The organism is Pseudoxanthomonas japonensis, assembly GCF_010093445.1.
Classification (GTDB): domain Bacteria; phylum Pseudomonadota; class Gammaproteobacteria; order Xanthomonadales; family Xanthomonadaceae; genus Pseudoxanthomonas_A; species Pseudoxanthomonas_A japonensis.
This window is the reverse complement of record NZ_PDWW01000031.1, coordinates 26,957-47,712: the sequence shown is the minus strand read 5'-3', so window position 1 is coordinate 47,712 and position 20,756 is coordinate 26,957. Positions and strand designations below refer to the sequence as shown.

At 67.3% G+C, this 20,756-nt stretch carries 21 protein-coding genes and 1 pseudogene; 16 read left to right on the top strand and 6 right to left on the bottom strand.

Annotated elements, in window-relative coordinates; genetic code table 11:
• The first annotated feature begins 130 nt into the window (after nucleotides 1-130).
• Nucleotides 131-1,228 (top strand): alkene reductase, encoded by a 1,098-nt coding sequence (locus CSC78_RS16935; RefSeq protein WP_162339040.1) that lies wholly within the window; start codon nucleotides 131-133, stop codon nucleotides 1,226-1,228.
• A 43-nt stretch (nucleotides 1,229-1,271) separates the two neighbouring features.
• Entirely contained in the window at nucleotides 1,272-2,285 is a 1,014-nt protein-coding gene (locus tag CSC78_RS16930) for an aldo/keto reductase (RefSeq protein ID WP_162339039.1), read from the top strand.
• A 31-nt stretch (nucleotides 2,286-2,316) separates the two neighbouring features.
• Here CSC78_RS16930 and CSC78_RS16925 read toward each other — a convergent pair.
• The 4 genes and pseudogenes from CSC78_RS16925 to CSC78_RS16910 all read right to left on the bottom strand — a co-directional run.
• Nucleotides 2,317-3,132, bottom strand: a pseudogene (locus tag CSC78_RS16925) (TIGR03915 family putative DNA repair protein); the annotation flags it as partial.
• An 8-nt stretch (nucleotides 3,133-3,140) separates the two neighbouring features.
• Nucleotides 3,141-4,391, bottom strand: a complete 1,251-nt coding sequence (locus CSC78_RS16920; RefSeq protein WP_162339037.1) for a putative DNA modification/repair radical SAM protein — start codon at nucleotides 4,389-4,391, stop codon at nucleotides 3,141-3,143.
• Nucleotides 4,392-4,532: 141 nt separating this feature from the next.
• Nucleotides 4,533-5,204, bottom strand: a complete 672-nt coding sequence (locus CSC78_RS16915; RefSeq protein WP_162339036.1) for a ChrR family anti-sigma-E factor — start codon at nucleotides 5,202-5,204, stop codon at nucleotides 4,533-4,535.
• Complete coding sequence (locus CSC78_RS16910; RefSeq protein ID WP_162339035.1) at nucleotides 5,201-5,827, bottom strand: sigma-70 family RNA polymerase sigma factor; 627 nt, start codon at nucleotides 5,825-5,827, stop codon at nucleotides 5,201-5,203. The genes CSC78_RS16915 and CSC78_RS16910 overlap by 4 nt, the downstream gene beginning before the upstream one ends.
• Before the next feature lie 142 nt (nucleotides 5,828-5,969).
• Between CSC78_RS16910 and CSC78_RS16905 the strand changes: the two genes are divergently transcribed.
• From CSC78_RS16905 to CSC78_RS16870, 8 genes are all read left to right on the top strand, one after another.
• Nucleotides 5,970-6,758, top strand: coding sequence for a hypothetical protein (locus CSC78_RS16905; protein ID WP_162339034.1), 789 nt, complete (start codon nucleotides 5,970-5,972; stop codon nucleotides 6,756-6,758).
• 120 nt (nucleotides 6,759-6,878) lie between these two features.
• The gene (locus CSC78_RS16900) at nucleotides 6,879-7,775 is read left to right on the top strand and encodes an acyl-CoA desaturase (RefSeq protein WP_379608808.1); all 897 of its coding nucleotides are present in this window, start codon (nucleotides 6,879-6,881) and stop codon (nucleotides 7,773-7,775) included.
• A gap of 2 nt (nucleotides 7,776-7,777) precedes the next feature.
• Nucleotides 7,778-9,055 (top strand): NAD(P)/FAD-dependent oxidoreductase, encoded by a 1,278-nt coding sequence (locus CSC78_RS16895; protein ID WP_162339033.1) that lies wholly within the window; start codon nucleotides 7,778-7,780, stop codon nucleotides 9,053-9,055.
• 32 nt (nucleotides 9,056-9,087) lie between these two features.
• A complete protein-coding gene (locus CSC78_RS16890; protein WP_162339045.1) occupies nucleotides 9,088-9,828 on the top strand; it encodes a DUF1365 domain-containing protein in 741 nt (246 codons plus the stop codon).
• Nucleotides 9,825-11,072 carry an SAM-dependent methyltransferase gene (locus tag CSC78_RS16885; RefSeq protein WP_162339032.1) on the top strand — a complete coding sequence of 416 codons (1,248 nt, stop codon included), beginning with the start codon at nucleotides 9,825-9,827 and terminating at the stop codon, nucleotides 11,070-11,072. Before CSC78_RS16890 ends, CSC78_RS16885 begins: the two co-directional genes overlap by 4 nt.
• On the top strand, nucleotides 11,069-11,866 hold the full coding sequence (locus CSC78_RS16880) for a DUF1295 domain-containing protein (RefSeq protein WP_162339031.1): 798 nt from the start codon (nucleotides 11,069-11,071) through the stop codon (nucleotides 11,864-11,866). Before CSC78_RS16885 ends, CSC78_RS16880 begins: the two co-directional genes overlap by 4 nt.
• Nucleotides 11,863-12,945: an SAM-dependent methyltransferase gene (locus tag CSC78_RS16875; protein WP_162339030.1), complete on the top strand. Its 1,083-nt coding sequence runs from the start codon at nucleotides 11,863-11,865 to the stop codon at nucleotides 12,943-12,945. Before CSC78_RS16880 ends, CSC78_RS16875 begins: the two co-directional genes overlap by 4 nt.
• A 1-nt stretch (nucleotide 12,946) precedes the next feature.
• Nucleotides 12,947-13,474, top strand: coding sequence for a lipocalin family protein (locus tag CSC78_RS16870; protein WP_162339029.1), 528 nt, complete (start codon nucleotides 12,947-12,949; stop codon nucleotides 13,472-13,474).
• A gap of 24 nt (nucleotides 13,475-13,498) precedes the next feature.
• Here CSC78_RS16870 and CSC78_RS16865 read toward each other — a convergent pair whose 3' ends face one another.
• Entirely contained in the window at nucleotides 13,499-14,392 is an 894-nt protein-coding gene (locus CSC78_RS16865; protein ID WP_162339028.1) for a LysR family transcriptional regulator, read from the bottom strand.
• 104 nt (nucleotides 14,393-14,496) lie between these two features.
• On the opposite strand from CSC78_RS16865, the gene CSC78_RS16860 reads away from it, so the two are divergent.
• The 5 genes from CSC78_RS16860 to CSC78_RS16840 all read left to right on the top strand — a co-directional run bounded on the left by CSC78_RS16860 (nucleotide 14,497) and on the right by CSC78_RS16840 (nucleotide 17,957).
• Entirely contained in the window at nucleotides 14,497-15,237 is a 741-nt protein-coding gene (locus CSC78_RS16860; protein ID WP_162339027.1) for an SDR family oxidoreductase, read from the top strand.
• A 28-nt stretch (nucleotides 15,238-15,265) separates the two neighbouring features.
• Nucleotides 15,266-16,165 carry an SDR family oxidoreductase gene (locus CSC78_RS16855; RefSeq protein WP_162339026.1) on the top strand — a complete coding sequence of 300 codons (900 nt, stop codon included), beginning with the start codon at nucleotides 15,266-15,268 and terminating at the stop codon, nucleotides 16,163-16,165.
• A gap of 74 nt (nucleotides 16,166-16,239) precedes the next feature.
• A complete protein-coding gene (locus CSC78_RS16850; protein WP_162339025.1) occupies nucleotides 16,240-16,743 on the top strand; it encodes a DUF1097 domain-containing protein in 504 nt (167 codons plus the stop codon).
• Nucleotides 16,740-17,399, top strand: coding sequence for a nuclear transport factor 2 family protein (locus CSC78_RS16845; RefSeq protein ID WP_202924209.1), 660 nt, complete (start codon nucleotides 16,740-16,742; stop codon nucleotides 17,397-17,399). Before CSC78_RS16850 ends, CSC78_RS16845 begins: the two co-directional genes overlap by 4 nt.
• A gap of 60 nt (nucleotides 17,400-17,459) precedes the next feature.
• Nucleotides 17,460-17,957: a nuclear transport factor 2 family protein gene (locus CSC78_RS16840; protein WP_162339024.1), complete on the top strand. Its 498-nt coding sequence runs from the start codon at nucleotides 17,460-17,462 to the stop codon at nucleotides 17,955-17,957.
• Nucleotides 17,958-18,139: 182 nt separating this feature from the next.
• On the opposite strand, the gene CSC78_RS16835 is transcribed toward CSC78_RS16840, so the two are convergent.
• Nucleotides 18,140-19,060: an AraC family transcriptional regulator gene (locus CSC78_RS16835; RefSeq protein WP_162339023.1), complete on the bottom strand. Its 921-nt coding sequence runs from the start codon at nucleotides 19,058-19,060 to the stop codon at nucleotides 18,140-18,142.
• Nucleotides 19,061-19,117: 57 nt separating this feature from the next.
• On the opposite strand from CSC78_RS16835, the gene CSC78_RS16830 reads away from it, so the two are divergent.
• Nucleotides 19,118-20,137: a quinone oxidoreductase family protein gene (locus CSC78_RS16830; protein ID WP_202924208.1), complete on the top strand. Its 1,020-nt coding sequence runs from the start codon at nucleotides 19,118-19,120 to the stop codon at nucleotides 20,135-20,137.
• Nucleotides 20,138-20,756: the final 619 nt, after the last annotated feature.

The following is a 20,756-nucleotide window of genomic DNA, read 5'->3' as shown; positions in this document are numbered from 1 at the left end:
TATAATTAGCATGCTGATATAATATCATGAAACAACATTGATGTTGATATACAAAGATTTAGTGACTAATATCCACACTACAAGGTATTTTTTTTTATATGTGTATAAGAGACAGCGCTGGAGCCGCCCCATGTCCACCGCCGCCCTGTTTTCCCCGACCCGCCTCGGCGCCATCGAGGTCCGCAACCGCATCGCCATGGCGCCGCTTACCCGCTCGCGCGCCGACATGGACGGCGTGCAGACGCCGCTGGCCGTGGACTACTACGGCCAGCGCGCGTCGGCCGGGCTGATCATCACCGAGGCCACCAACATCTCCCGCCAGGGCCGCGGCTACGCCTACACGCCGGGCCTGTATACCGATGCCCATGTCGCAGCATGGAAGCCGGTCACCGATGCCGTGCATGCCGCCGGCGGTCGCATCGTGGTGCAGCTGTGGCACGTGGGCCGCATGTCGCACACCAGTCTGCAGGAAGAAGGCGCTGCACCGGTCGCGCCCTCGGCGATCCAGGCCGGCGGCCATGTCTTCACCGAAGCCGGCTACGTCCCGCCATCCATGCCGCGCGCCCTCGCCACCGAGGAGATCGCCGGCATCGTCGACGATTACCGCCAGGCCGCACGGCGAGCGAAGGACGCCGGTTTCGATGGTGTGGAAGTGCACGCCGCCAACGGCTATCTGCTTGAGCAGTTCCTGCGCGACAGCACCAACCACCGCGACGACCGTTACGGCGGTTCGGTCGAGAACCGCGCGCGCCTGCTGCTGGAAGTGACCGCGGCGGTGGCCGAGGTCTGGGGCGCCGACCGCGTCGGCCTGCGCCTGTCGCCGCTGTCCACCGCGATCGGCGACACGCCACTGGACAGTCGCACGATGGAGACGCACCTGTACGTCGCGCGTCGCCTCGGCGAGCTGGGACTGGCCTACCTGCACGTGGTCGAAGGCCAGTTGCACGCCGGCAACGGTGCCGACGACTTCGATGTGAAGGCGCTGCGCGATGCCTTCGGCGGTGCCTACCTCGCCAACAACGGCTACGACCGCCAGCGCGCGCTCGACGCCACGGCCGGCGGCCATGCCGACATGATCGCCTTCGGCAAGCCCTTCATCGGCAATCCCGACCTGGTCGAGCGCCTGCGCACGGACACGCCGCTGTTCGATGCGCCGACGGCCGGCTACTTCGGCGGCGGCGCGGAAGGCTATACGCAGTTCACCGCACCGCAGGCAAACGTCGCCTGATCGCCGCCCTCCACCCCTCAACCCAGAACCTCAGGAGTCCACCATGTCCCTCCACGACCTGCTCCCCGGCAAGCTCGGCTTCGGCACCGCGCCGCTCGGCAACATGTTCCGTGACATCCCGGAAGCCGAAGCGCGCGCCACGGTCGACGCCGCGTGGAACGATGGCATCCGCTATTTCGACAATGCGCCCTTTTATGGCGCCGGCCTGGCCGAGATCCGCATGGGCGAAGCGCTTGCCGACAAACCACGCGACGCCTACGTCATCAGCACCAAGGTCGGCCGGCTGATCTTGGATGAAGTCGAGGACGTCAGCGCGCGCGACCCCGGCGAGAAAGGCGAGGTGTTCAAGTACGGCCGCCCGAACCGGATCGTCAACGACTATTCCTACGACGCCACCCTGCGCTCGATCGATGACAGCCTGACACGCCTGAAGATCGACCGCATCGAGATCGCGTGGGTGCACGACGTCGCGCAGGATTTCTACGGCGACGAATGGCTGTCGATGTTCGAACAGGCCCGCACCGGCGCGTTCCGGGCGCTGGATCGCCTGCGCGATGAAGGCACCATCAAGGCCTGGGGCCTGGGCGTGAACCGGGTCGAGCCGATCGAACTGCTGCTGGACCTGGAAGGTCCGCGGCCCGACGGCTTCCTGCTCGCCGGCCGCTACACCTTGCTCGACCATGGGCGCGCACTGCAGCGGGTGATGCCGAAGGTCGCCGAGCGCGGCCTGGGCATCGTGGTCGGCGGACCGTACAGTTCCGGTGCGCTGGTCGGCGGTCCGAACTTCGAATACGCGCCGGCCACGCCGCAGATCCTCGACAAGGTCGCGCGCATCAAGGCGCTCGCCGACCGCTACGGCATCAGCATGAAGGCCGCCGGCCTGCAGTTCGCGCTGGCGAATCCGGCCGTCGCCGCGGTCATTCCCGGTGCCAGCAGGCCCGATCGCATCGCCGAGGACAGCGCGGCGCTAAAGGAAGTGGTGCCTGCCGGCTTCTGGCGCGACCTGCGCAGCGCCGGCCTGGTGGATCCCGACGCGCCGCTGCCTGGCGAGGGCTGATCCACGAACCCGCAAGCCGTTCTCGTCAACGCAAGGGCGGCTTGCGGTCCGGTATGCGCCGGCGCGGCGCCTGCGCTTCACGCTCGTCCATCTCGCGCACGCGGCGTCCGGCATCGCGGATCAGGTCCGGCAGCAGGTGCGCTTCCGGCAAATGCTTCCAGTATTTCTGCGGCATCTCCTGCCGCATCATCCGCGTGTTGAGGCGCGCGGGATTGAAGATGTTGGCGTAGTAGGTGCGCCACAGCGCGTCCTCGGCATCGTCGGCAGGCGCGTCGGAACGCTGCGCGCCCTCGCCGGCCCACAACTGCTCGCCATCCCATTGCACGCTGCGATAAGGGGTGAGGATCGCCCAGCGCATGCCGGCGAAGCGGCGCATGAAGAAGGGCGCCACCCGGTCGACGATGTAATGGTCGGGTTCGAACCAGGCGATGTAGGCATCGTCCTCGCCGTCGATCTGACGGAACCGCACGAACGCCTTCATCTTGTGCGTGTCGCGGCGCACGGCCTGCGCCCAGCGCGTCGCACGGTGTACGTCGGCGTCGGTGGCACGGTCGAGCAGCGCGCGTTCGCCGTTGCCGATCCGCCACAACAGGCGGTACAGCAGTGCGTGCCGGCCCACATCCCGGTGGCACAGCACCGAGGCCGCGAACGGCATGAAGTCTGCCGGCACCGACAGGCCTTTCCGCTGCACCGGCTGCTCGATCACGCCCGCGGCCGCGAGCAGTTCGCGCTGCGCATCGGCCTGCCACTCGACCGCGTCGGGCGGCAATTCCGCTTCCCACGCGTGTCGCGCCTGCGCGCGCCAGGCATCCAGGTCCCAGGCAGGCATCACGGTGGCGCGGAACATCGTGCGCCTCAGCCGAACAGGTCGGCCTGGCGCGGCGCCGGCGCCAGTTCGCGCCGCAGCCGCACCGGATCGTCCAGGCGCTGGCGCGGGTGGTGGTCCAGCAGCACGACGAACGGCAGCACCTTCTGCAGCGGCGCCCGCAGGCGCGCCAGATCGGCCACGCGCAGCCTGCCCTGCCGGCGCGAATCGACGATGCGCTGCACGTTGCGCGCACCAAGCCCCGGCACACGCAACAACATCTCGCGTGGCGCCGTGTTGAGGTCGACCGGAAACCGGTCCGGGTGGCGCAGCGCCCACGCCAGTTTCGGATCGATGTCCAGGTCCAGCATGCCGCCCTGCGTCGCGGTGTAGTCGACGATCTCCTTCACGTCGAAACCGTAGAAGCGCAGCAGCCAGTCGGCCTGGTACAGGCGGTGTTCGCGCTGCAGCGGCGGAGCGCGCAGCGGCAGCTGTGTGGAGGCATCCGGGATCGGACTGAACGCGGAGTAGTACACGCGCCGCATGCGGAACTGGCGATACAGCGCATCGCTGCTGGTCAGGATGGCGCGATCATCGGCGGCATCGGCACCGACGATCATCTGCGTGCTCTGCCCGGCCGGCGCGAACTTCGGCGGACGTTTCCGCTTCGGCTGCACCTCTTTCCTGTCCGGCTTCGCCGCCTGGATGCGCCAGTGCAGTTCGCCCATCGCATCGCGGATGCCCTGCGCCTCCTTCTGCGGCGCCAACTGCTTCAGGCCGGCTTCGGTCGGCAGTTCGACGTTGATGCTCAGACGGTCGGCATAACGGCCCGCGGCAGCGAGAAGTTCCGGCGATGCTTCGGGAATGGTCTTCAGGTGGATGTAGCCGGCGAAGCGATGGTCCTCGCGCAGGCTGCGCGCCACCTCGACCATCTGCTCCATCGTGTAGTCGCCGTTGCGGATGATGCCGCTGGAAAGGAACAGGCCCTCGATGTAGTTGCGCTTGTAGAACTCCAGCGTCAGCCGCACCACCTCGGCGGTGGCAAAGCGCGCGCGCGGCACGTTGCTGGAGACGCGATTGACGCAGTAGGCGCAATCGTAGATGCAGAAATTGGTCAGCAGGATCTTCAGCAGCGATACGCAGCGCCCGTCCGGCGTGTACGAATGGCAGATACCCATGCCCTCGGTGCTGCCGATCCCGCCCTTGCCCAGCGAGTGCCGCTTGCCCGCGCCGCTCGACGCGCACGACGCGTCGTACTTGGCCGCATCGGCAAGGATCGCGAGCTTGTCTTTCAGTTGCATGCGGAGAGTCTAGCCATCGTGCGGTGCACGGCGTGAGACGGCGCAACGCCTCTGTTCCCGCGAGCGGTCCTCATCTTTCACACCGAGGACAGCTGATGGTGACAACTGCCCTCGATGTCGCAACGCCAAATCCGGATGCCGTCACAGCTTGAACAGCGGCTGCAGCTTGCGCGCGAACCAACCGGGGAACCGCAGCGGTGCATCCAGGGCGGAGACGCAGATGCAGGCAGTGCCGGGAACCGTGACGGGCTGGTGCTCGACATCGCTGTCTAGGTCGGCGACGTCGCCGGGGGCGAAGTGGCCGAGTGCGTCGTGGTAGGCGCCACGCAGGATCTGGGTCAGCTCGGTGCCGCCATGGCTGTGCACGGGCATGCTGCGGCCCGGACCGATCTTCAGCAGCAGCAGCGATCCCTTGCCGGTGTTGGCTGCACGGATGCAGTGCACGCCCGGTGCCATCCAGCGCCACTTGAGGGCGCGGTAGGAGGTGCCGAAGTAGGCATGCAGCGGCGTGGGCAGGCGATCGTCGTCCTCGTAGGGCGCGGCACGCGACGGCGCGGCGGCGGCCGGTGCCGGGGGTTCGTCGAGGCGTTCGAGGATCGACGCGCGCAGGCCGGCCAGGCGCGCAGCGTCGACGGCAGCGGGCTGCTGCTGTTCGACCAGCTGTCCGCCGACACGCTCGGCTTCGTCCACGCGCGCGCGGCAGTGCGCGCAGGTCTCAAGATGGGTGGCGGCCACGATCGCCACTTCCACCGCCAGCGCGCCGGCGGCGTAACTGACCACGGTGGACGGATCGAGATGATGGTGCGGATTCACGACTGACCTCGTACTTGACCCTGAAGCCGCAGGAACGCGCGGCGCAGGTGGGATTTCACGGTGCCCAGCGGCATCTGCAGCTCGTCGGCGATTTCCTGGTGGCTCTTGGCCTCGAAGTAGGACATGCGCATCAGCCGTGCCTGCACCGCCGGCAGGTCGTCGATGCGACGCTGCAGGTGCGCGTGCTCCGCGTGGTCCTCGGCCGAGGAGAAGGGACGCGCCATTTCCTCGTCGGCCGCCGGACCGGCATCCTCCAGGATCTGCACCCAGCCCGGCTCGCGCCGGATGCGGTCGATATGCAGGTTGCGTCCGATCCGGAACAGCCAGGTCGACACCGCGCCCTGCTGCGGGTCGTACCGGTCGGCGCGCTGCCACAGGCGCAGGAGCGCCTCCTGCCCCAACTCTTCGGCGACCGCTTCAGGACAGCCCAGACCGCGCAGGTAGAGGCACAGGCGCGGCATGAAGTGGTCGTAGATGCGCAGGAAGCTGGCACGGCAGCGCACGCGGGCGACGGCGAGCATGTCGCCGGTCCAGTCGTGGGCATCGCGCGGAACGGGCGTGGGGGTGGACACCGGACGTGCCGCCCGAGGGGGCGACGGTCTCCTTGTGAGGTCGGTGGGCATGGTATGCCAGGTCCCGCTGCGTTCGTGATGACGCTCTCTACGAAGATGACCGGGCTTCGGATGCAGCCGGCCTGAACGGCGCCAGGCATCCGTCGGGCGCGCGGCTGCGTAGAACCTGCCGACGCTCCAACGGATCCTGCCCATGCCCTGTCGTCCCGCCGCCCTCCCGATTGCCCTGGCCGTTCTGCTGCTGCCCGTCCCTCGGGCAAGCGCCACGACCGAGGTAACCCGCCAGGAAGCCACCGCCTACGCCCGCAAGGGGCAGGCCGTGCTCTACCGCGAGTCGCACTGGCGCTACCGGCAGGACGGCGCGGCGCGCCGTCTGGTGCTGTACCGGTGCGCGGATGGTCGGGCGTTCGCCCGCAAGACGGTGGTGGAGCGACCCACCGCCCAGGCGCCGGACTTCGCCTTCGAGGACGCGCGCGACGGCTATCGCGAAGGGGTCCGCAGCACCGCGGGCGGGCGGGTAGTCTACGTCCAGGAGGCTGCGGGCGGCCGCGCGAAGGAGCGCACCGTGACGGCACCGACCGGCGCGGTGATCGATGCCGGGTTCGACGCCAGCGTGCGCCTGCACTGGGATGCCTTGAATGCGGGACGGCCGGTAACGCAACCGTTCCTGCTGCCGAGCCGCTTCGACTTCGTGCCGGTACGCCTGGATCCAGGACCCGAGGTGCGCTGGAACGGCGTCGCGGCCCGGCGCCTGTCGATGAAACTGGACCGCTGGTACGGCTTCGTCGCACCGACGATGCAGCTGACATATGCCGAGACCGACCAGCGCCTGCTCGAATTCGCCGGCATCGCCACGATCCGCGATGCGAAGGGCCGGCATCAGGACGTGCGCATCGTGTTTCCGCAGCCGGCCGCGCCGGCGGAGGCGCGCGCGCTGCAGCAGGCGCTGGCCACGCCGCTGGTGCGCCAATGTCAGGCATGAGCGTCCTTCACGCATCCGATGCGGGCGTTCGTCCGTAGTAAGGGTTCAAGTGATCGAGACTCCATGATGCCGGCCAGCGATTCCTCCCCTCTTCCGCCGGCGCCACGCAGGATCGCGGCGCTGCGGCGCTGGTTCGACACCCAGTCGCCGGACGAGGACCAGGGCGGCGGCGACCGGATCGACTGGCTGCGTGCGGTGCCGTTCGTCGGGCTGCACCTCGCCTGCCTCGCCGTGTTCTGGGTGGGCGTGTCGCCCGTGGCGGTGATCGTGGCGGTGGCGCTGTACGCGGTGCGTATGTTCGCCATCACCGGCTTCTACCATCGCTACTTTTCGCACCGCACGTTCCAGACCTCGCGCGTGCTGCAGTTCGTGTTCGCGCTGATCGGCGCCTCCAGCGTGCAGCGCGGTCCGCTGTGGTGGGCCGCGCACCATCGCAACCATCATCGCCATGCGGATACGGTCGCCGACCCGCATTCCCCGACCGTGCACGGGTTCTGGCGCAGCCATGCCGGCTGGTTCCTCACCCGGGAAGGCTTCCGGACCGACTGGTCGCGCATTCCCGACCTGGCGCGCTATCCGGAGCTGCGCTGGCTGGACCGCTACGACACCGTCGTTCCCGTCGTGCTCGCCGCCGGCCTCTATGCACTCGGCGCGGTGCTGGAACGGGTCGCTCCTTCGCTCGATACCAGCGGCCCGCAACTGCTGGTCTGGGGCTTCTTCATCTCGACCGTCGTGCTGTTCCATGCCACGGTCACCATCAACTCGCTGGCGCACCGCTTCGGCAAGCGTCGCTTCGATACCCGCGACGACAGCCGCAACAACCTGTGGCTGGCACTGCTGACCTTCGGCGAGGGCTGGCACAACAATCATCACTTCTTCCCGGGCACCGCGCGCCAGGGCTTCCGCTGGTGGGAAATCGACCTGACCTGGTATGGCCTGCGCGCGATGGCGCTGCTCGGGCTGGTGCGCGATCTCAAGCCCGTACCCGCCTGGGTGCTGGCCAAGGCGAGGCGCTGAGCATGCGGATCGCGGTGATCGGATCGGGCATCGCCGGGCTGGCCTCGGCCTGGTGGCTGTCGCAGCGGCACGACGTGGTGCTGTTCGAGGCCAACGACTATCTGGGCGGACACACCCACACGCACACGGTCCAACAGGCCGGACGCGACTACCGGATCGACAGCGGCTTCATCGTCTTCAACCCGGACCACTATCCGTTGCTGTGCGGCCTGTTCGACGAACTGGGCGTGGCGTCGCAGCCGACCACGATGAGCTTCTCCGTACACAGCGAACGCAGCGGCATGGAGTACAACGCGACCTCGCTGGACACGCTGTTCTGCCAGCGCCGCAACCTTGCATCGCCGCGCTTCTGGGGCATGTTGCGCGATCTCGCACGCTTCTACCGCGAAGCGCCCGCGTTGCTGGAGGGCGACGACACCGGCCCGACGCTAGGCGAATATCTCGAGCGAGGCGGTTACGGCGCGATGTTCCGTGACGAACATCTGGTGCCGATGGCCTCGGCGCTGTGGTCCTCGCCGCCGCAGGGCATCCTGGCCTTCCCGGCGCGGTATCTGGTGCAGTTCATGGCCAACCACCACATGCTGACGCTGGGCGAGCGGTCGCCATGGCGCGTGGTCGCCGGTGGCTCGGCGACATACGTCGCAGCGCTGCGCGAGCGCTGGCGCGTGCAGGAGCGCGTGGCCACGCCGGTGCACGCCGTGCTGCGATGCGAAGACAAGGTCGGCGTCGTCACGGCCACCGGCACCGAACGCTTCGATCACGTGGTGATGGCCTGCCACAGCGACGATGCGCTGCGCCTGCTGCACGATGCCGACGCGCGCGAACGCGGCGTGCTGGGCGCCATCCGCTATCAGTCCAACGACACCGTGCTGCATACCGACGCCCGCCTGCTTCCGCGCCGACGCAAGGCGTGGGCCGCATGGAACGCGCACGTGCCGCGAGATCCATCCGCGCCCTGCACGGTCAGCTATTGCATGAACCTGCTTCAGGGCGTGGAGTCGCCCGAGCCGTTCGTGGTGACCCTCAACCGCAGCGACGCCATCGATCCCGCGCGGATCCTGCGCCGCATGCATTACCGCCACCCTGTGTACGACCATGCGATGGTGGCGGCGCAGCGCCGCAAGGCGGAGATCCAGGGGCAGCGGCGCACGTGGTTCGCGGGTGCCTACTGGGGGTGGGGCTTCCACGAAGACGGTATCCGCAGTGCGCGCGAGGTGGTCGACGCGCTGGAAGCGACGCCGGCCGACGCGCGATACGCGGCGGAGGCGGTGACGGCGTGAGTACGCCCCTGGCCAGCGCGGTCTACGAAGGCATGGTGCGCCACCGGCGCCACACGCCACGGCCGCACGCGTTCCGCTACCGCATGGCGCAGCTGTATCTGGACCTGGACGAACTGGACCGCGTGTTCGACCGGCGATGGCTGTGGTCGGTCGATCGCCGCAACCTGGCCGAGTTCCGCCGCAGCGACTACCTCGCACCGCACGACCAGCCACTGGCCGACGCCGTGCGCGACCGTGTCGAACGCGATGTAGGTCATCGCCCGCGTGGCCCCGTGCGCCTGCTCACGCACCTGCGTTACGGCGGCTACGTCTTCAATCCGGTGAGCTTCTACTACTGCTTCCAGCCCGACGGCACCACGCTGGAGGCGGTGGTCGCGGAGATCACCAACACGCCGTGGCGCGAACGCCACAGTTACGTGCTGCCGGTACGCGATGGCATGCCGTACGGCGACGGCTGGCAATGGGGCTTCGACAAGGCCTTCCATGTCTCGCCGTTCCTGCCGATGGACTGTGCCTACCAGTGGCGCTTCGGCACGCCCGACGAGGCGCTGCGCGTGCACATGCAGGTGGATCGCGGCGGTCAGCGCGCCTTCGACGCCACGCTGACGCTGCTGCGGCGACCCTTGGACGGCGCCTCGCTGGCACGCGTGCTGTGGCGCTACCCGCTGATGACCGCGCAGGTGATCGGCGGCATCCACTGGCAGGCGCTGCGCCTGTGGCTGAAACGCACGCCCGTGTACGACCACTCCCCTCTTGCCCGCGAGACCCCATGAACCAGATCGTCGACGTTTCCGCTGCACCGTCCTATGGCGCGCTCGACCGGCTGCTGCGCTCGCAGCTGCTGGCGCGCCTGGATGCGCTGGACCATGGCGTCCTGGTGGTCAGCGATGCGCTGGGCGAGCACCGTTTCGGCACGCCCGGCGAAGGTGCGCTGCCGACCGTCCACCTGTGGATCGACGATCCGGCCTTCTATCGCGCGGTCGCGGCACAGGGCAGCGTCGGCGCGGGCGAGTCGTGGATCGAGGGCCAGTGGCGCTGCGACGACCTGGTGGGCCTGGTGCGCCTGCTGGTGCGCAACCGGGCGCTGCTCGACGGCATGGAAGGCGGGCTGGCGCGACTGGGCGGCTGGGCGCTGCGCAGCTGGCATGCGCTGCGCCGCAATACCCGCGAGGGCAGCCGCCGCAACATCGCCGCGCACTACGACCTGGGCAACGACTTCTTCGCACTGTTCCTGTCGCCGGACCTGATGTACTCGTCGGCGATGTTCGCCTCGCCGGACGACGACCTGGATACCGCGTCGTACCGCAAGCTGGACACCGTCTGCCGCAAGCTGGCGCTGGGGCCCGACGATCGCGTCATCGAGATCGGTACCGGTTGGGGCGGTTTCGCCCTGCACGCCGCGCGCCACTGCGGCGCGCACGTCACCACCACCACGATCTCGCGCGAACAGCACGCGCTGGCCAGCCAGCGCGTGGCCGCCGCCGGCCTGCAGGACCGCGTCACCCTGCTGCTGCAGGACTACCGCGACCTGCAGGGTACGTACGACAAGCTGGTGTCGATCGAGATGATCGAGGCGATCGGCGCACAGTACCTCGACACCTTCTTCGGAAAACTCGGCAGCCTGCTGCGGCCCGGGGGTCAGGCCTTGCTCCAGGCGATCACCATCGAGGACCACCGTTACGTACAGGCGCGCGATTCGGTGGACTACATCAAGCGCTTTGTGTTTCCGGGCAGTTTCATTCCGTCGCTGGAGGCGATGTACGGCGCCAAGACCCGCGCCAGCGACCTGCAGGTCGTCCACCAGGAGGATTTCGGCCTGTCGTACGCCTACACGCTGCGCGCGTGGCGGCGCCGCTTCATGACCCGCCTGCCCGAGGTGCGCGCGCAGGGGTTCGACGAACGCTTCATCCGCCTGTGGGAGTTCTACCTGGCGTACTGCGAGGGTGGATTCCTGGAACGTTCCATCGGCGTGTCGCACCTGCTGATGGCGCGACCCACGCACGGGGCGACGGCATGAACCCGCTTGGCGCCCTCGGCCTCGTCGCTGCGCTGGCTGCCGGCGTGATGACGCTCGGCTGGTGGTGGCAGAAGCGCCACGACAACGCCGGCATCGTCGATGTGCTGTGGTCTGCCTGCGTTGGCGGCAGCGCGGTACTGCTGGCCGTGCTGGGCGACGGTGCGGTGCCCGCACGCATCGCCCTGGCCGTGCTCGGCGGCCTGTGGGGTGCGCGGCTGGCGCTGCACCTGTGGCATCGCGTGCGCAGCGAACCGGAAGACGGTCGCTACCGCTACCTGCGCGAACACTGGCACGGGCACCAGGGCAAGTTCTTCCTGTTCTTCATGGCGCAGGCGTTGCTGGTGCTGCTGTTCGCCCTGCCTTTCGCCGCCGCCGCGCGCAGCCCGGTGGACACCGCATGGCCGTGGATCGTGCTGGCAGTGGCGATCTGGATCGGCAGCGTGGCCGGCGAGGCCATCGCCGACCGCCAGCTGGCCCGCTTCCGCGCCGATCCGGCCAATCGCGGCAGGACCTGCCGCGAAGGGTTGTGGCGCTACTCCCGGCATCCCAACTATTTCTTCGAATGGCTGCACTGGTTCGCCTACATCGCCCTGGCCATCGGCTCGCCATGGGCGTGGCTGTCGTGGTGCGGGCCGGTGGTGATGTACGTGTTCCTGCGCTGGATCAGCGGCATTCCGTACACCGAAGCGCAGGCACTGCGCACGCGGGGCGAGGCATACCGCGAGTACCAGCGCACCACGCCGATGCTGTTCCCCTGGTTTCCCAAATCCGCCACCAAGGAGGCGACACGATGAACGCGATGGTGGAAGAACTGGCGGCCGACCGTGCCGCTCACGGCCTGCTGGGCCTGGCCGAACGCGGGCTGCTACCCGACGCACTCGTCCGCCACGGCATCCGTCAGCTGTGCGCACAGCGGCTGCGCGACGAGCGCCACGGCGGACAGGAAGCGCAGTCCGCGCTGCTCGCGCATCGCCTGCGCGCGCTCCGGCAGGGCGCGCTGGCCGTGCATACCGATGCCGCGAACCGCCAGCATTACGAACTGCCGGCGGATTTCTTCCGTCATTGCCTGGGCCACCGGCTCAAGTACAGCAGTTGCTACTACCCGACGGGAACCGAAACACTGGATCAGGCCGAAGAGGCGATGCTGTCCCTGTACGGCGAGCGTGCCGCGCTGGCCGACGGGCAGGACATCCTGGAACTGGGTTGCGGCTGGGGGTCGCTGACGCTGTGGATGGCCGAGCGCTACCCGAACGCACGCATCACCGCGGTGTCCAATTCGCACTCGCAACGCCAGTTCATCGAAGCGCGCTGCGCCGAACGCGGCCTGGGCAACGTGCGCGTCATCACCTGCGACGTCAACCAGCTGCAGCTCGAGGCGCAGGCATTCGACCGCTGCGTGTCGGTGGAGATGTTCGAACACGTCAGCAACCATGCGGCGCTGATGCGGCGCATCCACGATGCGCTGCGACCGAGTGGCGCGCTGTTCGTGCACATCTTCGTCCACCGCGACCTGATGTACCCGTTCGAGACGCAGGGCGAGGACAACTGGATGGGCCGGCATTTCTTCACCGGCGGCATGATGCCGTCCGCCGACCTGCTGCTGTTCTTCCAGGAGCACCTGAAGCTGCAGGAACGCTGGCTGCTCGACGGCACCCACTACCAGCGCACCGCCAACCACTGGCTGGCGCAGCACGACGCCAACCGCGATGCGGTGATGACAGTGCTGCGCGAGGCCTACGGCGAGGCCGCGGCGCTGTGGAACCAGCGCTGGCGCATGTTCTGGATGGCCTGCGCCGAACTGTTCGGCTACCGCGATGGCCAGGAATGGCTGGTGGCGCATTACCGTTTCCATCGTCCGGCCAGGGAGCACTGACATGCGCACCCTGCCCTTCGTGCTGCTCGCCCTGGTCGTGGCGACCACCGCCGCCTGCCGCTCGGGCAACGTCAAGCCTTCCATCCCGACCGCCGCACCGGTGGACGTGGACCGTTTCATGGGCGACTGGTACGTCATCGCCCACATCCCGTCATTCCCGGAGCGCGAGGCCTACAAAGCGGTGGAGTCCTACGCCCGCATGCCCGACGGCCGCATCCAGACCACGTTCCGCTTCCGCAAGGGCGCGCTGGATGGCCCGGAGAAGACCATGCACCCCGTCGGCACGGTGAAGCCCGATGGCGGCGGCGCGGTGTGGGACATGCAGTTCGTCTGGCCGATCCAGGCCGAGTACGTCATCGCCTGGGTCGATGCCGATTACCAGCAGACCATCGTCGGCCGCAGCAAGCGCGACTACGTGTGGCTGATGGCGCGCACGCCGCGGATTCCGGAAGCCGACTACCAGGCCCGGGTGAAGCAGATCGAAGCGCTGGGCTACGACGTGTCGAAGCTGCGGCGCGTGCCGCAGTAACGGGACGCACGGCATCCCGGCGCATCATGCCGGGAGGAACAGTTCCTGTGCCCAGCCGATGAAGGCCCGAAGCCGGGGCGATGGCAGCCGGGTACGCGGATACACGATCGACACCGGACTGGGAAGCGGCGGACAAGCCTCGAGCAGCGGAAGCAGCCGGCCTTCGGAGAAATAGGCATCCAGCCGGTAGCGCGGCGCCTGGATGATGCCGAACCCCGCGAACGCGGCACCCACGTAGGAGTCGGCGCCGCTCACGCGCACCCGCGTCGGCAGGGTCACGAGTTCGATCCGCCCATGCCGCTGGAACTCCAGCGGCAGCAGTCCGCCCAGCGAAGACGACTTGAAGCCGACCATGACGTGGCCACCCGCCTCCAGTGATTCGATGGTGTCCGGCGTGCCCAGACGCTCGCAGTAGGCCGGCGACGCTGCCGTCGCTTCCGGCAGTTGCGTCAGCCGCCGCGCGATGAGATCGCTGTCGCGCAGTTCACCCACGCGCACGGCACAGTCCACGCCCTCGCGTACCAGGTCGACATACCGGTCGCCTTCGCCGACGTCGAGTTCGATCTCCGGATAGCGCTCCAGAAAATCCGGCAGCCGGGGAAACAGAAGATGACGCGCCAGCGTGCCGTGCACGTCGATGCGCAGCGGCCCGTGCGGCCGCGCATCGCGGAACGCGCTCTCGGCATCCTCGACGTCGGCGATCAGGCGCAGGCAGCGACCATAGAAGGCCTCCCCCTCCAGCGTCGGCGTCACCGTCCGGGTCGTGCGTTGCAGCAGCCGCACGCCAAGCCGGGCCTCCAGCGCCTTGATGGCATCGGTGACCGTGGCCCGCGGCAACGCCAGATCGTCGGCGGCGCGCGTGAAGCTGCGACGTTCGACGATCCGCGCGAACACCTTCATCGCATCGAAACGATCCATTATCCGAACTTCCGAATGGTGATGCCGGATTGTGCCTGATTATCCGGAAGTAGAACGCCAATAAGGTGGTACCACGCCAATACGGCGCGAAGTGGAGACCCCCCATGAACGAACCCTCCCGTCCGGTCGCCATCGTCACCGGCAGCTCCCGCGGCATCGGCGCCGCCATCGCCGAACGCCTGGCCCGCGACGGCCACGCTGTGGTCATCAACTATGCCGGCCGTCGGCAGGATGCCGACGCCATCGTCGAACGCATCGCCGCCAGCGGCGGCGACGCCGTGGCCCTGCAGGCCGACATCGCCGACCCGGACGCCGTGCAGCGCCTGTTCGACGCGGCCGAAGCGCGCTTCGGCGGTGTGGACGTGCTGGTCAACAACGCCGGCATCATGAAGCTGGCAACGTTGGCCGACAGCGACGACGCGCTGTTCGACCGCCAGGTCGCCATCAACCTCAAGGGTACGTTCAACACGCTTCGCCAGGCGTCGCGCCGGCTGCGAGACGGTGGCCGCATCGTCAACCTGTCCACCAGCGTGGTCGGCCTGAAGCTGGAGAGCTACGGCGTGTATGCCGCGACCAAGGCGGCGGTGGAGACCCTGACCGCGATCCTGTCGAAGGAACTGCGCGGCCGTTCGATCACTGTCAATGCCATCGCACCGGGGCCGACGGCCACCGACCTGTTCCTGGATGGCAAGTCGCCCGACCTGATCGAGCGCATGGCGAAGATGAATCCGCTCGAACGCCTCGGTACGCCAGCCGACATCGCCGCGGCCGTGTCGTTCCTCGCCGGCCCCGACGGCGGCTGGATCAACGGCCAGGTCGTGCGCGCCAACGGCGGCATGGTCTGAGCCCCCTCATCCCGTTGGAGACATCGACATGAAGAAGATCATCCTGGTCACGGGCGCATCGTCCGGTTTCGGCGCGCTGACCGCGCGCCGCCTCGCCGATGCGGGCCACACGGTGTACGCCAGCATGCGCGACACGCAGGGCCGCAATGCGCCGCAGGTGGAAGACGCCACGCGTTACGCCAACGAGCACGGCGTGGACCTGCGCACGGTGGAGCTGGACGTGCTGTCGGACGCATCGGCGCAGCACGCCATCGCGCACATCCTGCGCGAAGCCTCCCGCATCGACGTGGTCGTGCACAACGCCGGGCACATGGTGTTCGGCCCGACCGAAGCGTTCACAGCCGAGCAGTTCATCGAACAGTACGACGTCAACGTTGTCGGCACGCAACGCGTGAACCGCGCCGTGTTGCCGCACCTGCGCCAGCAGCGCAACGGCCTGCTGGTCTGGGTCGGTTCCAGCAGCACGCGCGGCGGAACGCCGCCGTACCTCGCGCCGTACTTCGCCGCCAAGGCCGCGATGGATTCGGTCGCGGTCTCCTATTCCACCGAGTTGTCGCGCTGGGGCATCGAGACGTCCATCGTGCTGCCCGGGGCCTACACGTCCGGCACCAACCACTTCGCGCATTCGGGAAAGCCCGCGGACGCGGCGCGGGCGGCGGAATACGAGTCTGGTCCGTACGCCGGCCTGCCCGACCGGATCCTGGAGGGCCTGAAGTCATTGGAACCGGCGGATGCGGATGTCGCCGATGTGGCAGCCGCCATCGTCCGCGTGGTCGGCTTGCCGCACGGAGAACGCCCGTTCCGCGTGCATGTCGATCCGTCGCAGGACGGTGCCGAAGCGGTGAATGCGGTCGGCGACCACGTGCGCCGCGAGATGTACCGCAACCTGGGCCTGGAGAGCCTGCTCAGGCCACAACGCCACGAATGACCCGAGCCGCGATCGGCGACGACACCGTCGTTGCCGACGCCCGCCCCACCTCCCCATCCATTCCGGAGCAAAGCATGAACACGACGATGTCGCGGAATACCTATGTGCTGACAACCCTGATCGCAGCAGTGACGGCCGCAGGCGCGGCCGCCATCAGCCTGTCGCTGGCCCTGCCGGTGTGGGCGATGTTCATCGGCTGGATCGCGTTCTACACGCGCGGCCTGACCTTGCGCGCCGCGATCGAGAACCTCGCCTGCGTCGGCGCGGGCCTGGTGCTTGGCCTGATGGCCACACTGGGCCTGCAGGCGCTGTCGGGCGCGACAACGCCCGCCGTGGCACTGCCCATCATCGTCTTCTGCGTGGCGATCCTGGTGGTGTCGTTGCGCGGCCTGCCGGTGATGAGCAACCTGCTGGGCTACTTCCTTGGCCTGGTGGCGTGGTTCGCCGCGCATCTGGAGCCCTCGCTCGAGAGCGTCGGAAAGCTGTTCGGCGCGGGCACCGTCGGCACCACGGCCGGCCTGGTATCCCACACGCTGGCCTCGCGCCTGTTGCGTACGCCGGCACGGGCAGCCCATTGAGCCCGCTGCAGAGCCTCACCCTTCCCGATGAACAACCTGAAATCCATGTTCAAGGAGACATCGAAATGAATAGTCGACACTATGCTGTGCGCTCCACCTGCACCGCACTCCTGCTGTTCGCCTGTCTCGCCAGCCTTTCTGTCGTGGCCTCAGCCACGACCGGAGAACGACCCGCGACCTGCGCTACCCGTGGCCCAGCAAGTCCTGGCGAATTGCACCGCGAATGGATCCTCGTCGGATGGGAGAAGCATCGCGGCGATCCGCCCTTCGATTTCCGCCAGCGGCTTGGCCATCTGTATCACTGGAACTCCGACGACGTCAGGCTCTACGACACTTTCGACCCCCAGCACCGGGTCGCCCGCAGCGCCGACGAGTGGGCCTCGATCTGGACGGAACCCTTCACCACGCTGAGAGAAGCCAGGCACAGCGTCCTGGACGGCCCGGACGTCATCGACGGCGGAACGTTGTCCGCCTCCACCCTCGAGTTCGCGGCGCGCCTGGAAACCTCCGCGGGCGAGATCATCGGCAATCGGGCACGGACCTCGCTGGTCTGGGAGTGCACACCGGGCGGCTGGAAGATCGTCCGAGAGCACACCTCTGTCCGGATCGTGTCGCGCGAGGAGATCGACACGATTGTTCCCCATTCCGACAAGTGATCGCCCGTCGACAAGCGGGCTGACCGGTCCACCACCGTAGGACACCCAGGAGCAAACACCATGATGGCACGAACGAATTTCTTCGCACTGGCACTCTCGACACTCGCCATACTGGCCAGCGGTCGCGCGCAAGCCCACCCGGAACAACCGACGGCCGAGCACAATCGCCAATTCATTGCACAGGCATTCGCACGCTGGGCCGCAGGCGGAGCGACCTTCTTCGATGACGTGCTGGCGCCCGACATGGTGTGGACGATCAAGGGCACCAGTCCGATGGCCGGCCGTTACGAAGGACGCGACGCGTTCGTGGCCAAGGCGGTCACTCCCTTCGCCGCACGGCTCTCGTCGCCCATGCGACCGACGGTGAAGCACATCTGGGCCGAGGACGATCACGTCGTCGTCCATTGGGACGGCGCCGCCACCGCTGCCGATGGCCAGCCGTACCGGAACAGCTATGTGTGGATCTTCCGGATGGAGAATCTTCGTGCCGCGGAGGTCACCGCGTTTCTCGACCTGGTGCCATACGACGACATCTTCCGGCGAATTCCTTTGCACTAACGGACCGACCGTTGCGTTGTATCGCGCAATCCGGACCGCCACAAGGCATCGAAGTTTATCCATGGGCCAGTCCGCGATCGGACGAGACGCACCGAAAGCCAGCATCGACTTGCGAGAACTTTCAGCGGGGACGGCAAGATCCGCCTGGTACGGAAGTGCATCCCCCCGCGGACTGATAGCCCTTACAGCCGTCCTCGCTCGGCTTGGGCGTAGCGCCCCGGCGATACGCCCATCACCCGCTTGAATGCGGTGTTGAATGCGTGCTCCGACTCATAGCCCAGCGATAGTGCGATCCGCGATAGCGTGTCTCTGCCCTGGAGAAGGCGCTCCCCGGCCAGCATCATCCTCCAGCGCGTCAGATAAGCGATGGGGGTTTCTCCGGTCGTCGCCCGGAATCTCGCCGAAAACGTTGACCTCGACAGGTTCGAGCGTTCCGCCAGAGCGTTGACCGTCCATTGAAGTGAGGGGCTATCGTGCATCGCTCCCAATGCCGCGCTCAGCTGGGGGTCGGACAGGGCGGCGAGCCAGCCCATGTGGCGAGGCGATGGCTCCGACAGGTACAGCCTCAACGCCTGTGTCAGCATCATGTGCGCAAGCTGTTGCGCGATCAGCGAGGAGCCGGGCAATGCCGCGCGCAACTCTTCCATCATGAGTTCGATCGACCAGCGCAACCTGGCGCGATCATCCGAGGTCTTCACCTGGATAAGAGGTGGCAGCGTGCGTAGCAAAGCCTCCGAATGACGGCCGTTCACTTCAAAGCGACTTCCCACCAGGAAGACATCGCCACCACCGTTGTAGGTGACGGTCTGGCCGCCGCGATTGGCGTCGAGCACTTCCGTGGCACGCTTCGCCGCAACCCCTGGGGCACTCCCCAGCACCGCGTGCCGGCCGCTGGGCAACACGAAACAGTCGCCGGCCACGAGTTCTACCGGGGCTTCGATGTCCTGCATCGACAGCCAGCACGCCCCTTCGATGACGGCGTAGCACTTTATGCGCCCCGCCAAGTCATCCAGCGCGATGGCCCACGTGCCACCGGCGTCAAATCCTGCAGTGATGTAACTCCGGGGCTTCAGAAGCGAAAGCACTTCAGACAGGGGGTCCATGCCTTACTCGGACGATTGCGAACAAACGAGCGCCGATGAAGCATAGTTGCGGTGCTCATGGCCGTCTACATTGCACGCACGAACGATCTCCTTGAAGAGATCCCCGCCATGTACCCGGAGCAACGCCCCATGAAAGCAGCTGTAGTCACCACGTTCGGAACCTCGCCATCATTCCAGGAATTCAGGGATCCGGAGGCCGGCGAAGGTCGCGAGGTCGTCGCGGTAAGGGCTGCCGCCATCAGTCCTATCGTCAGGCTGCTGGCCGCTGGCAAGCACTACACGAGTGGAGAGAATGCCGGCTTTGTCCCAGGCATTGACGGGGTAGGCATCGACGGAACTGGACGCCGGGTGTACTTCCTGTTTCCCGCATCGCCCTTTGGCTCTCTGGCAGAGAAGTCGCTCGTTGCCAGCGAGATGATGGTGCCGGTGCCGGAGGCGCTTCCGGACAATCTGGCGGCTGCCATTGCCACAGCGGGGCTCGCCTCCTGGATCGCGCTTACGCGGCGCGCAGGATTGCAGTCCGGCGAGAAGGTCATGGTGCTCGGAGCGACAGGCTCGGCCGGCGGCATGGCCGTGCAGATCGCGCGTCACCTTGGCGCCAGCACGGTCATTGCCGTGGGCCGCGATGCAGCCAAGCTTGAGCGTGTGGACGCAGACGTCCGGATTCCCTTGGATAATGGCGCCGAAGCCGCGTTGCGAGCGCAGTTCGAAAAGGGCGTCGATGTGGTGCTCGACTTCGTTTGGGGTGAACCGGCTGTTCGTGTGCTGAAAGCGGCGACCCACAACCGTGCCGCCCGTACCGGTGAGCCCCGCATGCGCTACGTGCAGATCGGTACGTCAGCCGGTGACGAGGTCCCGCTTCGCGGCGACATGCTGCGAAGCAGCGGCCTGGAGCTGATTGGAAGCGGGATCGGCAGCGTGTCGGTGAGCGATTTCATGGCAGGCGCGGCCGAACTGCTCGCTGCGGCGTCCGCTGCCGGCTTCGATACACCCTTCAACAGCGTGCCACTTCATTCGATTGCCGACGCCTGGCACGGTGATACGGATACTCGCTACATAGTTACCTCCGCAACGTAAAGACAAGCCCGTTACGCCTGGAGCTGGCGACGAATGACGCCTGGCGCGACCAGGTTCAGGCGTTCTTGAGGTCCCGCGGCGGACGCCAGCTTCGATTTGCGCGAGCAAATCCGCCTCCGCCCTGTAATCAACCTATCGCCGCCACGGCTTTTCGATCTCGCCCTACCGGCGTTTCGTAGCTGGCTATTGCGTGATCGCTCGTTCAGTTGGCCCCACCGCAGCCAACCTTGTCCCAGCGACATCCATGCGCGCGCATGAACGCGTAGTTCGCCATCGACGAAGTACGCGGCGGCTTCTTTTTTCTGGATATCGCACTCCTCGGTTATCCGTCGAAGCTCGGCAAGGCTTGTTCCTCGTCCGCACCGCTCGCTGCCCAACTGCGCAGTTGCCCGTGCCGGCAGACATCCGGATCGGGTGGAAGATCTTCGACGACCGCAGCAAGGCTTAAACGCTTCTTAAAGTCTGCGCGCCACGCTGCATCGCCTGCCGAGGTTCGCAGGCCACTCCCCCAACGCTTTCCCTCGAGGTGCCGATCGTGATCAACCGGCGTGTTTCCCATGTTCCTTCGCTAGCGGCGCCTTCGCGAACCGCTCCGTCGCCATCGACTGGTCGCGGTTCG